This window comes from Desulfocastanea catecholica, assembly GCF_054657295.1.
In genome coordinates, this window is the sequence record NZ_BAAHYZ010000015.1 from 107,154 (window position 1) to 118,983 (window position 11,830).

Annotated in this window: 17 protein-coding genes; 8 read left to right on the top strand and 9 right to left on the bottom strand. The window is 48.0% G+C overall.

Annotation, left to right across the window (positions count from 1 at the left end; translation table 11 throughout):
• Positions 1-2 precede the first annotated feature (2 nt).
• The 9 genes from ACYQ8U_RS14660 to ACYQ8U_RS14700 all read right to left on the bottom strand — a co-directional run bounded on the left by ACYQ8U_RS14660 (position 3) and on the right by ACYQ8U_RS14700 (position 5,795).
• Positions 3-653: a hypothetical protein gene (locus ACYQ8U_RS14660; RefSeq protein WP_459946302.1), complete on the bottom strand. Its 651-nt coding sequence runs from the start codon at positions 651-653 to the stop codon at positions 3-5.
• Positions 650-2,488: an AAA family ATPase gene (locus tag ACYQ8U_RS14665; RefSeq protein ID WP_459946303.1), complete on the bottom strand. Its 1,839-nt coding sequence runs from the start codon at positions 2,486-2,488 to the stop codon at positions 650-652. The genes ACYQ8U_RS14660 and ACYQ8U_RS14665 overlap by 4 nt, the downstream gene beginning before the upstream one ends.
• Before the next feature lie 183 nt (positions 2,489-2,671).
• Positions 2,672-2,905, bottom strand: a complete 234-nt coding sequence (locus tag ACYQ8U_RS14670) for a hypothetical protein (RefSeq protein WP_459946304.1) — start codon at positions 2,903-2,905, stop codon at positions 2,672-2,674.
• A 41-nt stretch (positions 2,906-2,946) separates the two neighbouring features.
• Positions 2,947-3,411, bottom strand: coding sequence for a hypothetical protein (locus ACYQ8U_RS14675; RefSeq protein ID WP_459946305.1), 465 nt, complete (start codon positions 3,409-3,411; stop codon positions 2,947-2,949).
• A 1-nt stretch (position 3,412) separates the two neighbouring features.
• Positions 3,413-3,601, bottom strand: coding sequence for a hypothetical protein (locus ACYQ8U_RS14680; RefSeq protein ID WP_459946306.1), 189 nt, complete (start codon positions 3,599-3,601; stop codon positions 3,413-3,415).
• Positions 3,602-3,615: 14 nt separating this feature from the next.
• Positions 3,616-3,801, bottom strand: coding sequence for a helix-turn-helix domain-containing protein (locus tag ACYQ8U_RS14685; RefSeq protein ID WP_459946307.1), 186 nt, complete (start codon positions 3,799-3,801; stop codon positions 3,616-3,618).
• Positions 3,794-3,994: a helix-turn-helix transcriptional regulator gene (locus tag ACYQ8U_RS14690; protein WP_459946308.1), complete on the bottom strand. Its 201-nt coding sequence runs from the start codon at positions 3,992-3,994 to the stop codon at positions 3,794-3,796. Before ACYQ8U_RS14690 ends, ACYQ8U_RS14685 begins: the two co-directional genes overlap by 8 nt.
• Positions 3,995-4,071: 77 nt before the next feature.
• Entirely contained in the window at positions 4,072-4,590 is a 519-nt protein-coding gene (locus ACYQ8U_RS14695; protein ID WP_459946309.1) for a MerR family transcriptional regulator, read from the bottom strand.
• Between the two features lie 65 nt (positions 4,591-4,655).
• A complete protein-coding gene (locus ACYQ8U_RS14700; protein ID WP_459946310.1) occupies positions 4,656-5,795 on the bottom strand; it encodes a tyrosine-type recombinase/integrase in 1,140 nt (379 codons plus the stop codon).
• A 397-nt stretch (positions 5,796-6,192) separates the two neighbouring features.
• Here ACYQ8U_RS14700 and ACYQ8U_RS14705 point away from each other — a divergent pair, with 397 nt between their 5' ends.
• The 8 genes from ACYQ8U_RS14705 to ACYQ8U_RS14740 all read left to right on the top strand — a co-directional run.
• A complete protein-coding gene (locus ACYQ8U_RS14705) occupies positions 6,193-6,525 on the top strand; it encodes a hypothetical protein (protein ID WP_459946311.1) in 333 nt (110 codons plus the stop codon).
• Positions 6,518-6,847, top strand: coding sequence for a J domain-containing protein (locus ACYQ8U_RS14710; protein WP_459946312.1), 330 nt, complete (start codon positions 6,518-6,520; stop codon positions 6,845-6,847). Before ACYQ8U_RS14705 ends, ACYQ8U_RS14710 begins: the two co-directional genes overlap by 8 nt.
• Before the next feature lie 16 nt (positions 6,848-6,863).
• Entirely contained in the window at positions 6,864-8,630 is a 1,767-nt protein-coding gene (tsoB, locus tag ACYQ8U_RS14715) for a rhodanese/DsbD fusion-like selenoprotein TsoB (RefSeq protein ID WP_459946313.1), read from the top strand.
• A 28-nt stretch (positions 8,631-8,658) separates the two neighbouring features.
• Positions 8,659-8,973 carry an NEPxGxxU motif selenoprotein TsoC gene (tsoC, locus tag ACYQ8U_RS14720; RefSeq protein WP_459946314.1) on the top strand — a complete coding sequence of 105 codons (315 nt, stop codon included), beginning with the start codon at positions 8,659-8,661 and terminating at the stop codon, positions 8,971-8,973.
• A 44-nt stretch (positions 8,974-9,017) separates the two neighbouring features.
• Positions 9,018-9,962 (top strand): thioredoxin-disulfide reductase, encoded by a 945-nt coding sequence (gene trxB / locus ACYQ8U_RS14725; RefSeq protein ID WP_459946315.1) that lies wholly within the window; start codon positions 9,018-9,020, stop codon positions 9,960-9,962.
• A gap of 113 nt (positions 9,963-10,075) precedes the next feature.
• Positions 10,076-10,792 carry a TVP38/TMEM64 family protein gene (locus ACYQ8U_RS14730; protein ID WP_459946316.1) on the top strand — a complete coding sequence of 239 codons (717 nt, stop codon included), beginning with the start codon at positions 10,076-10,078 and terminating at the stop codon, positions 10,790-10,792.
• A gap of 140 nt (positions 10,793-10,932) precedes the next feature.
• Complete coding sequence (locus ACYQ8U_RS14735) at positions 10,933-11,130, top strand: hypothetical protein (RefSeq protein WP_459946317.1); 198 nt, start codon at positions 10,933-10,935, stop codon at positions 11,128-11,130.
• 445 nt (positions 11,131-11,575) lie between these two features.
• Positions 11,576-11,830: flavodoxin family protein (locus ACYQ8U_RS14740; RefSeq protein WP_459946318.1), on the top strand; the 255-nt coding region annotated here is incomplete at its 3' end.

The following is an 11,830-nucleotide window of genomic DNA, read 5'->3' on the forward strand; positions in this document are numbered from 1 at the left end:
CCTTATTGGGTAATGGTTTTCAGAATATTTATCTGTGGTTTATAGAGCTCACAGCCGATGCAAAAATGATCCTGCCAGTCTTTGCAAAATCTTCCATCTGTCGCGGCAATTATTCCGATCAGGCTTGAGGCTTTGCATAAAATCTGTACTGCTGTTTTCCCTGGTCGGTCTGCCTGGTCATCGGGCCCATGATACTTTTCGTGATAGCAGAGAGGACATAATGCTTGACCGGCCAGGGTCCAGCCTGTCACATCACCACACTTGCAGGTGTAAGGGTTCCCGGGTGCCCATGTCCTGCCAGGGAGCCGGGGAGATATTGCCGCCATGATATCATCGTCGTTATCACTGATCGCCTGGAGATGTTCATTTTTCGGAGTTGCGGAGTTGCGCTCCCTAGTAAACGCAACTGCGCAACTTTTTTGAATAGTTGCGGCAACTGCTTTAGTTGCGGGTGAAAAGTTGCGGTCTGTTTTTGGGGTAGTTGCGGGGGAGTTGCGCTCCTTGTTGCGCTCTAAAACCCTACAGGCTAAGGCTTTCAGACCTGTTGGTTGCGTATTGGTTGCGCCTGCTGTTGCGGTCTTTTGGGTAAAAGTTGCGGAGTTGCGCTCCCTAGGCAACGCAACTGCGCAACTTTTTTTCAATGGACTATTCATACTGTCACCAACCCTTCATTTTTTGCTTTTTTCGCATGGCGTGATACGTTCGATTTATGCAGGCCTAGCTCTATGGCAATTTCGTTTTGCTTCATGCCCTCATTCAATAGCGCAACCACTCGGTCAAATGTTCCAGCCTCAACAGTACGAGTGAGCCAGGTCATTTTTCCGTGTTCGTCTGTGGTGAGTGTCGCTTCAAGTGACTTCACATCATCACCATAGATTCCACGTGCTTTTTCAAAGTGGATCTCAAAGACTGCGCCCTGGTCCGGCTGATAGTCCATAGGCCGTTTTAGGCTTATGACGGTATCAAGCACATCTTCCCGCCTGCTTGTGCCTCTCTGCTGTCCACCTTTGCCACTATGATGCACAAACAGAATAGAACGGCCTGCCGCCCTCTGTCTCAGTGCCCATGCTTGTATTGGTGTCCATCCATCTGCATCGTTCTCTTTGGCTCCTGACAGTGTGCTGATATTGTCAACGACTATGAGTTTAATATCGTCGGTGAGTATGCCATCTATGGCTTGCTGTCCCTCTTCGGTATCAATGCGGGGCATGCCTTCCGGTTGCAGATCCGGTGTCAGGAGAATAAAGGGCGCAACCGGTTCTTTGTCGTTGCTCATGATGATCGCGCCTAGTCTCTCTTGCATGACTATTCCCGGCATCTCTCCGTCGATGTAAAGAACGCCCGCCGGTGAAGGTGCTTGCCATCCAAGAAAAGGGCCGCCAGATGCAACAGCATAAGCCACTCCAAGAGCAAGATGTGTCTTACCTATCCCACGACCTGCATAAAGCATTACGAGCCCTTGTGACGGCAACCATGGAGACATAAGATTTTCACGTGGCGGAAATTGAAGGCCAAGGAAATTGATGATATCTACAGGGTATATTTTCTTTTTCTGTGGGTAGACTTCATCGGTCATTGTTTCGATAGATTGCTTTTTTCTACCTTTGGGAATGTCCGCAGATTCAATAATATTTTTCACCGCTGCCAGGCCTCTCTTTTGGTGCAAATCGTTGAAGTCATCGCCGGTATCAGGCGGCGTTGCAACCATGCCGTCAACAGCTGCCGCCGCTTCATCTGCTTTATGTCGGCCAACACCTGATCCGTCGTTGTCGGCACAAATAATCAGCTTCATATCTGGGAATTTCTTACGGAGATTTTCGGCAACTGGCTTTAGGTTCCCGGCATCGAAGGCAACCGCTACTGCATGCCCTGTTGATTCATGAAGACTTGCGCCGGTAGCGTACCCCTCACAGACAAGCAGGGTGTTTTCCTGTGGTTTGCCGATTGAATAATAATTTCCTTGTTTCGCTGATCCGGTTTTAAATTTTTTCGAGCCGTCAGTGGGAATAAATTGCATTCCCTGGATAGTTCCGTTTACGTCCCTAAGAGGTATTAAAAGACTATCACGCAACTGTTTAAGGCCATAAGACTGCACACCTTTTTCTTTTAAATATAGATGTTCGCCGGTGGCATCCTTTGATTTCTGCCAGATATCAACGCACCATTTACGACATTCAGTTCGGAGCTTCTCTTCTTCGGCATCGCGAAGTTGTCGCATAACCTTTACCCGGTCCCGGTGTGCCTGCTCTTCTTCTGGGGTAAGTTGCCGTCCGATATCGGCGCGCCAGGTGGTAGTAGGACAGTCTCGCCATGATCCAAAACTACCGGCGGGTATGCTGTCACCAAAATAGAGATACCATCCGGCGGTGTCGTTTTTCCGGCCATTACAAGGAAAACGATGAATTTTCCCATCAGCAATAATTTCGTCAGGTGGGATAAGTCCAGCCTGTTGCATGGCCTGCAGAAAGGTTTCTTTGGTCGCACTCATAAGACCACCTCAAAAACCGCCACAAGTGCGCACAGCATCGCCAGGTTGTCAGGTGTCGTCATGTTTACTCGAAGCACTATGGAGTATATCCAAGCTTGCATATTTTCTGCATATGAGGAATAATCAGTCATCGTTTCCTTGTTGTGACCTCTACCCGGCCCCGCATAGACCGGGTAGAGACAGTTATTTACCGTCGTTATCTGCCGCTTTCTTGGCCTGTTCCAGATCATCGCCATATCGCCAGCCGGTAAGTATTCCATCTTTAGAAATGGTTTGAAAAATCGGTCTGTTTTGCTCGTCCAGTGTCCCGGCGACGTCACATTTTCGGCCGATGTATATTTTCATCCATTCCTGTTGTGAGAGTGATTTTCTGTAAATATCCATCATCTCTTTCGTGCTAAGTGCTTTTGAATCCATTGTTTTCTCCCGTTGGTAGGTGGTGGGTGGTTATGGTAAAATCAGGCTTCTTTTGCCTGTTTCTGCAGCAACTGTTGGTAGTGCTGTGCTCCATCGACAATCTTGCTCATGTGTTCAAGGTTGGTGGTTACTGCCCACAAAACAGTGTCCTTTACCTCTTCGCTTGTCTCGATGTCGTTGCAGATCGCAACTAAAGCCCTGGACAATCTGACAATGCGGTCAATGCTTTCAATGTCTCTTGCCGGGGTGTTTTCGCTTAAATACTTCTCTTCCTGCTCGGTCAATTTTGCCATGGTAGTGTCTCCTGTTTTGATTGGATGGTTATGTTTTGCCGACAACTCGGCGCTCATCTGCTCGATGTGGTGATTTAATACAAGAATGTTTGCCCGGAGCTGAGTTGACATATTGTCTTTGTGTTCAACGTCCGACTCATCCAGGATTTTTGACATGGCTTTGCTTACATCCATAATCTGTTTAAGCCTGCCGACTGGTGTCATTTGTTCCACGTTATTTCTCCTTCATGGAGTACTGATTTACAAACTCGGTTAGTTCGGTTCTGGTCAGGCTCTCGCCGTCGAGTAGTAGCCTGGTCATTCTGTCCCGAACAAAATAAAGGCGCTGATTAGCAGTCTTGAATGATGTAATTTTCAGGCCTTTTTTCTCTGCTTCTTCGAATATGTCGCGGCTGTCGGTCATGGTTATTTTCCCGTTTATGAAAATGTTATTTTTTTGCCTTCCATAAAGTCGACAACGTCTTCAACTCGATATCTGACAGACCGGCCTAGTTTTGAATACGGTATGCCTTTCCGTTTCATCCGGTCGTTTCTGAGCGTTTGTTCTGCCCGGCCGGTCATCGTCGACACTTCCTTCTCTGTGATCCATTGCGGTTTATTCATGGAATATTTCCTCTACTGAATTGTTGAGAGCTTCGGCAATCATCCGCTTTTCTTCCTCAGTGGGATTTATCCGGCCGGATATGATCTGATTTAATGTTGGTCTTGGAATGCCTGCTAAAGACGCTAATCGTCCTTGAGTCATGTTCGCCTTTGCCATTTCAATGTTGATCTTGATGTTCTTTTTTGTTCGCATAGGATCTCCAATTTGCTGAAGATAATTGATGTAAAGCTTAAGTTTACTTATCTTCTGTGGTCAAAAAAAAGTTGGTGCTAATAATCTATTTTCAGTTTTTCTTCTAAAACTAATTTTATTTCTGTTAAGTTTACCCACAAGATGTATGAGGATTTATCAAATGGAATATCAATTTGGTGGGTATCTTTTCCATCATTAAAAATATGAATATTAACAGTTGGGTGTTGTTCATCCTCAAAACTAAAAGCTATAGATAAATAGATAATGCTACCATAATCAACCCCACCTGGTTCTATGCAGCTAAGAACTTCGTGGGGTTGGATTTCCCCATTTTTACGCAGCTCTTCACTTTTTTCTCGCTCTATATTTCTTAGTACATTTACTATGATAGCATTAATTCTGATACCTACTCCAAGTTTTGTGAGAGTCATAGCAAGAAGTATTTCAGCAATATTCCTCCTGGAAAAATACCTATTGGTGCCTGGTCCTTTAGAATCTCTTAAAGGAACAATGACTCCGGTGTCGTAGTAATATTGAACCCTTGATTTGTTAATACCAAGGATTTCAATTACGTCTTTGATTTTGTATTCTTCCATACAAAGATGATTACCACTTATCTTTGCCATTGTCAAACAGAAAGTTTAACTTCACTTATCTTTAATCAAGCAACGTTTTTCTTCCCGTCGACCTGCATTGCATCCGTCAAAATATTTCCAACCTCTTCTGCAGCTCGTCGCATGGCCTCGTCCCGGTGGTGAGCATAGCGGGCCGTCATCTCTTGGCTCTTATGCGTCAACAGCTTTTGTAAGGTGAACATATCCACCCGGCCGGAATTCGCCAGCATGGTGGCATACACATGTCGTAAACCGTGGAAGGGGCGGAAGTCCGCCGGTAAACCTGCAGCCTCTTTTATTGCCCGGGCATCTTTTGTAATATCTTTTCGAGGTCCGCCGCCCCGGGCAGGAAAAATATATTCACTGTCTTGTTTCTGGATCGACTGTAATAATTCACGCGCATTGACGTTTAGAGGCACTTTCTGACTTTTGCCGCCCTTGGGTTCGAGTATGGTAATAAAACCCCTGTGGAAGTCGATATCAGACCATTTTAGCTTGAATATTTCTCCCCGGCGCAGTCCAGAAAATAAAACCAATCGCATCATATTTGCAGCCGTGGAGAGATGTGTTGTATCAAGAATGGTAATCAGGCTTTGCAATTGGTCCGGGGAAAGATCCTCTGTTTTTATATTGTCGACTTCAGGTAGATTTATTTTAAAGGGTAGGGGGGGGATAAGCCCACTGTCAGCGCCATGTTTTGTTATTCTGCGAAGTAGTGCCAAAACATGCTTTACTGTCTGAGGTGATCGCTTTTTCAAGAGATTGATTCTAAGCCGGTCAGTATCAAGCTTGACGAGCTGGTGCGGTTCTTTTTGCCCGAAGACATTTTTTAAATATACATTCCAGAAAGAAACGTCTGAACGATTCACGCCCACCTTGCCGTTTTTTCTCGGGTGGGTTTTGTAATGCTCCCATAATTTTTCAATGGTCCATCTATACTTTTTCTCTTCATCTCGCTTTTCTTGATTGCTTTCCTGTTTGCCTTCAATCCGCTGAGCTCTTATTCCTGCCGCCCTTGCCGGGGTCATGTCATCGGTAAATTGTCTACCTGCTTTTTCTTCAATTAGCTTCCTGTTACGCTTGTATCGGATGTAATAGATTTTCTCTATTCCCGATCTCCCTACAGCCAATCCCTCGATGTAAAAAACTCCAGGGTAAGAAGTCTTGAATCTTTTTTTTGCTGCCATGTTTGCCCCCAAGCTGAAAGTCTATTCCCCACCGTATTCCCCACCAATAGAAGGAATATACCAGTAAATAAGAGGAAGTCAATCAACAAACAGGGTGTTTTAAGTATTTGAAAAAAGGTAAGTAATCAACATTGAAGTAAATACAGAGAAAAATAAAAAATTAGCTTCCCAAGCTGAAAGTCGCGCGTTCGAATCGCGTATCCCGCTCCAGGAATTTCAAGCACTTATCGTTCACTCGGTAGGTGCTTTTTTATTTCCCCCCCTATGCCTGTCGGACAGCCTTTTGCTTTTCTGAAAAATTTTATGACTCCCGCCCTGAAGGCTGATTCCAGTAAAACGTGAAAAATTAATTGACATTGGCAAGATAATATATAAATATCCATTGATATGTTGTTCTGTGCCGGGTTCTAGATTCCTCGGTTCTAGATTCTTCGTATGGGCAAGTAATGGGGAGCCTGTATCGCAAAAACAGGTTCACGTTGTGGTCATTGTCGTTATAAGAGAGAAGAATGTCTTTTTCCCCATTGAAAATCGAGGTTCCACTGGCTCTCAACCGCTCGTTTCTCATCATCTGAAAGAATTGGAAGCGGAAGTGCAGGCACTTGTCAAAATACACGGCCCGATAGGTGACAAGGAATTGGCCGACAAATCAGGTCTTTCTCTCCGGGGTGCGACGTTTCTCATGGCAAAGCTTGAGAAATCCAAGAAAAGCAAAAAGACACATGATTGATTCATACCAGAAAATTACCGCGGCACGACTTGTTCTTGAACTTCCAGAGACCGCGACAAAAGAATCGATCAAAAAGAATTACCGTCGTCTGCTGGCCAGGTGGCATCCGGATAAATGCATGGAACAGAAAGAGATGTGTGATGAAATGACGAGAAAAATCATTGCCGCTCACGCTGTGATAATGGAATATTGCCAACAGTATCAATATTCTTTCAGCGAAGAATCAGTAAAAAGACATCAGACATCGGAAGAATGGTGGTTTGCGCGCTTTGGCGTTGACCCAATCTGGGGAGACGGCCAGAAACGTAAGTCTGATAAATAACAGGAGTTCTACCCACATGAAAAAATGGACATCATTGTTTCTGGCCCTGGCGGCCATGTCGCTCACTGTTACCTTTGTCTGGTACATGCAAAGCCCCGCTACGCCAAAACAGGCCACCTGGGATGATGTTATTGCCGAGGCGAAGGCCGGTAAGTACCAGCTTATCTCAACCGAAGAACTCGCTGAGAAATATCGTACCGATCCCGCCGGCGTCCTGATGATCGACACCCGCCAGGAGTGGGAATACCGCACCGGCCATATTGAGAGTGCAGTCAATTTTTCCATGGAACCGACCTGGTGGGCACGGTGGAAAAAAGCCGGTGAGCTGGAAGAATTCCTCGGACCCGATAAGGATCGTCTGCTCGTTTTTTACTGAGCGGGTTTGACATGAGTCCGCAGCGACTCGGCGGCCCGGGTGGCCGTCTCACGTGGTTATACAAACGTTTACCGTGATCCCTATGGTTTCCCCAAATGGCAGGAACATGGTCTGCCGATTAACAGCAGCCCGGCCGGTCTGACCTCGGCCGGCGAAACACCTGTCGCCGCCGGAGCACAGGTTGACGAATCCTTCCGGGGCTGGGGCATGCTGTGGACCTTGCTCGGCATTTTCGCCGGTGGCCTGGCCTTGAATCTGACCCCGTGTGTCTATCCGATGATCCCCATCACCGTCTCGTTTTTCGGTGGTCGTTCGACCCAGGGCAAACCCGGACAATTCACCTTGGTCCTCCATGGTCTCTGCTACCTGATGGGGCTGGCCGTGACCAATTCGACACTGGGGGTTGTCGCCGCACTCACCGGCGGATTGATGGGCTCGCTGCTGCAAAGTCCGATCGTGCTGGCACTTGTCGCCGGTGTCCTGGTTATATTCGCCACCAGCCTCTTCGGCTTCTGGGAACTTCGTCTGCCGGGCGGCTTGAGCCAGATGGCCGGCAGATCCTACACCGGTTATCTCGGCAGCCTGTTTATGGGGCTCACTTTAGGCATTGTCGCCGCCCCGTGTATCGGTCCCTTTGTTCTTGGGCTGCTCACCTGGGTTGCCGCTATGGGTAACCCCTGGTTCGGGTTTTTGATCTTTTTCGTCCTCAGCCTGGGGCTAGGTCTGCCCCTTTTCGTGCTGGCACTGTTTTCCGGACAGCTGCAGCGGCTGCCCCGGGCCGGCGGGTGGATGCTGTGGGTGCGTAACCTCATGGGCTGGGTTCTGGTGGGTATGGCGGTCCATTTTATTCGGCCGGTTCTGCCTGATATGCTGAAGATTGCCCTGCCGGTCGCCGTGGCCCTCGCTGCCGGTCTGCACCTGGGATGGATCGATAAGAACGAGGCCAACTTCAAAGCCTTTCCGTGGCTGAAAACCCTTACCGGTACGGCCTGTCTGGTTCTGGCGACTTTCTGGATCACCTCCTGGGCCATGCGGGGACCGGGGATATCCTGGCAGACCTACTCGGAGCAAACCCTGCAGCAAGCCAAAGCCCAGGGCAGGCCGGTGATCATCGATTTCTACGCCGACTGGTGCACGCCATGCCGGGAATTTGAAGAAGTGACATTTCATCAACCGGACCTGGTCCGCTTGGCGGAAAAGGACTTTGTCATGGTGAAGGTCGATGTAACCAAAGGCGGCAATGCATATCATGAAGAACTGCTGCAAAAATATGCGATTAAAGGAGTGCCGACGATAGTCTTTCTTGATGCCGAAGGACAGGAGCGGACTGATTTACGCCTCGTCGATTATCTGCCGGCCAATCAGTTTCTTGTGCATATGCGAAACCTCGAATCATCTGTTCAATAACAATAAAACTAATATTTAGGAGTCAATCATGCTCAAAGTCCACTTCTTTTTGAATGAACCCAATGGCAAACCTTGAAAACATTTTCAACAGATTATGCCCAGGTTGGGCAAAAAATATCCGGTTGAAATCGATATCACCTCTAAACCTCAATCGGAATATGAAACCGATGAATATTTCGCACTCGATCTGCCGGTAGCACCTGCAGTCATGGTCGGTGATGAAATTGTCGTGGAAGGAACTGATGTGTCCGATCACGATTTGGAAGTATGCATCTGTCGCCAGCTTGGTTTGCCTGAACCGCAAAAGAAAGGTTTTTTTGACCGTCTTTTGCATAAATCCTGATTAATTTTTATTGGTCCACCAAATGAAGTATCAAGGAGAATATAATGCCCGAAAATGAAATATATGACGTGATAATCGTCGGGGGTGGACCTGCCGGCTTGACTGCAGGAATGTATGCCATGCGTGCCGCTCTGAAAACTGTGCTTATCGAACGGGGCGTCTTCGGCGGTCAAGTGGCTATTACCAAAGAAGTTGAGAATTACCCTGGTATTATGAACATTGGCGGCTTCGAGCTGTGTGAGAAATTCCTGCAGCACGCCAAATCATATGACCTCGAGATTCTTGAGAAGGAAGTGAGCGCCACGGAACCGGGAGTTGCATGCCATTCGGTACGTCTCGCCGACGGCACCGTTTTGCAGGCCCATGCAGTCATCCTGGCGGCCGGGGGAACCGCCAAAAAGCTGCACACCCCCGGCGAGCTGGAGAATTTCGGCAAGGGCGTCTCCTATTGTGCGACCTGCGACGGCTTCTTTTTCCGGGGCATGACTGTCGCCGTTGTAGGTGGTGGCGATACCGCTCTGGAAGACGCCCTCTATCTTGCGAAAATCACCAAAAAGGTCTACCTGATCCATCGACGCGATGAATTCCGGGGCAGCCGCATCCTTCAGCAGCGGGTATTTGCCGAACCGGGGATCGAAATCATTTACAATGCAGTGGTCACGAAAATTAACTCGGACACCAGCGGTGTGAACGGCATTTCATTAAAGGATACGCAGACCGGCGAGAATCGGGATTTAGATACCGAAGGTGTTTTCATTTTTGTCGGCTTTTCCCCGAACAATCAGCTTGTTCCGGCCGGAATAAAAATGAACACCAGCGGATATGTTATTACAGATGAAAAATGTGAGACGACTATTCCCGGTATCTTTGCGGTGGGTGACCTCCGGCAAAAGTATGCCAACCAGATTGTGCTTGCCGCGGCAGACGGATGCACCGCAGCCTTGGCGGCGGCACATTATGTCGAAACACGAAAGGCCATATCCACCTGACAGTTGGTTTCATTTGGTTCTCTTTACGGTCGTAACGGATGGATGGGGAAAATACACTCCATCCGTAAGGTGTAAACATCACAATACATTCAACCTGCATCGAAGGCTCATCCATGGGAATGCACCGGCAAGAAGTTGTCAAGCATGAGAAGAACACGAAAGGCAGCGCGCTGGTGAAGATGGCTCTGCTGCTCATGTTCATGGCGGCGGCCGTTTATCTCGTTCGTTTTTCTCCTGCCAGGCAATATTTTACCGCACACCAGCTCGAACTGTTTCTCGAATCGGCAGGTTTCTGGGCACCACTGTTGTTCATCATCATCTATGTCGCCGGAGTCTGCCTTTTTCTTCCGGGGACCCTCCTGACAGCTTTGGGTGCAGCTATCTTCGGCCCCTATTGGGGTTTTCTCTATGTCTGGACAGGGGCGATGATCGGCGCCGGCCTGGCCTTTCTTATCGGCCGCTATCTGGGACGAGACTTTGCCGCGTCACTCATCGGCGATAAGTTGCAACGCTTTGACGATGCCATTGAACGCAACGGCTTTGCCACGGTTCTCTATCTTCGGCTGATGTATTTCCCGTTTACGCCGATGAATTTTGGTATGGGGCTGACCAAGGTGCGTTTTTACGACTATCTCGCGGGAACAGCGCTGGGCATTCTCGTCGGCACCTTCATTTTTACCTTCTTTGTCGGAACGATCAAGGATGTCTGGGCCACCGGCCAATGGGAGGAACTGCTGAGCTGGAAAGTCTTTTTATCCCTCGCCCTTTTTGTCTTTTCGTTTTTCATCCCCAAGCTTCTGAAGATGGCGAAAGCGGCAAAGGAGATCTAACCCCGTTATGCAAGGAGAATAATGCAAATGGCCTGGATGGGAAAGGAAACCCTTATACGCGCGGGCGCTTTTCTTGAAGGTTCAGACTGAAATCTGTCCGGTTCCCCAAAAAGTGCGCTACAACTTGTTCGCAGTTTGAAATGCTCTTCTTCGGCGAAATGCATAGTTTCCGCAACGGTGCGAAAATGTGCGTGGGAATAGATGGGGTGCCCCGCATTCTTTTTCTTGATGTAAGGCACGGCACTGCCGACCTGCACCTGAATACCCCTTCGCTTGGCCATAACCGCCATTTGAGGCGAGAGGTCAATCCCGTGGGCTATTCCCAGCGGCCGGAATAATCATCTCTGAGTTGACGCAGACATCGCACTTCCTCCCTGAAGATCGAATGTCCTTCGGAGGTATCGTACCAGCCGTCGTAAGCGTCAGCTATTAGATCGAAAATTGTTTCGCCGGGTCATCCATCTTTCATTTCTTGTTTGCTCCAACGATACCTGAAATGCTTCTGTCTCATTCAGCGGTTATCAAAAAACTGCATTGGCGGAGGGATGCCCGGTACAGCATCCTTGTAATAGCCCTTAAATATCAAAACAGTAACTTATTGAATCAGTCACCATTACTGCATTTTACAGGAAAAAAACCTGCAAGGGGGAGAAAAAAAGTGCGAAAACTCCCTTTAAAAGATAGTATGAAGACGCTCGTTCAGACGGCTCTTCGGTGTAATATTTTTATACGCCGTCTGAAGAAAGCAAGTAATGATACCCATCTATCCTACAAGGAGACTTCATGAAACTGATCAGTCTTGTGGGCAGTCCCCATGGTGAAAAAGGCAATACGGCAAAGCTGACAAAGGAGGTGCTGAAAGGCGCGGAGTCCATGGGGGCCGGGAATGAAACCATCGTGCTCAAGGGAGATACTGTGGCTCCCTGCCGTGGCTGTGACATCTGTCACGTCAAAGGTTTTTGCGTTCAGAAAGACAGCTTTCGTGATGTTGTGCAGAAGATTTTAGATGCCGACGGCCTGATTCTGGCAAGTCCTAAT

Excerpts from the sequence above, each read along its gene's own strand:
- ACYQ8U_RS14695 (WP_459946309.1), bottom strand. The coding sequence starts at position 4,590 with ATGGAAGAATACAAAATCAAAGACGTAATTGAAATCCTTGGTATTAAC.
- ACYQ8U_RS14730 (WP_459946316.1), top strand. The coding sequence starts at position 10,076 with ATGGGAATGCACCGGCAAGAAGTTGTCAAGCATGAGAAGAACACGAAA.
- trxB (WP_459946315.1), top strand. The coding sequence starts at position 9,018 with ATGCCCGAAAATGAAATATATGACGTGATAATCGTCGGGGGTGGACCT.
- ACYQ8U_RS14665 (WP_459946303.1), bottom strand. The coding sequence starts at position 2,488 with ATGAGTGCGACCAAAGAAACCTTTCTGCAGGCCATGCAACAGGCTGGA.
- ACYQ8U_RS14735 (WP_459946317.1), top strand. The coding sequence starts at position 10,933 with ATGCTCTTCTTCGGCGAAATGCATAGTTTCCGCAACGGTGCGAAAATG.
- ACYQ8U_RS14690 (WP_459946308.1), bottom strand. The coding sequence starts at position 3,994 with ATGCGAACAAAAAAGAACATCAAGATCAACATTGAAATGGCAAAGGCG.
- ACYQ8U_RS14685 (WP_459946307.1), bottom strand. The coding sequence starts at position 3,801 with ATGAATAAACCGCAATGGATCACAGAGAAGGAAGTGTCGACGATGACC.
- ACYQ8U_RS14710 (WP_459946312.1), top strand. The coding sequence starts at position 6,518 with ATGATTGATTCATACCAGAAAATTACCGCGGCACGACTTGTTCTTGAA.
- ACYQ8U_RS14680 (WP_459946306.1), bottom strand. The coding sequence starts at position 3,601 with ATGACCGACAGCCGCGACATATTCGAAGAAGCAGAGAAAAAAGGCCTG.
- ACYQ8U_RS14660 (WP_459946302.1), bottom strand. The coding sequence starts at position 653 with ATGAATAGTCCATTGAAAAAAAGTTGCGCAGTTGCGTTGCCTAGGGAG.
- ACYQ8U_RS14670 (WP_459946304.1), bottom strand. The coding sequence starts at position 2,905 with ATGGATTCAAAAGCACTTAGCACGAAAGAGATGATGGATATTTACAGA.
- ACYQ8U_RS14700 (WP_459946310.1), bottom strand. The coding sequence starts at position 5,795 with ATGGCAGCAAAAAAAAGATTCAAGACTTCTTACCCTGGAGTTTTTTAC.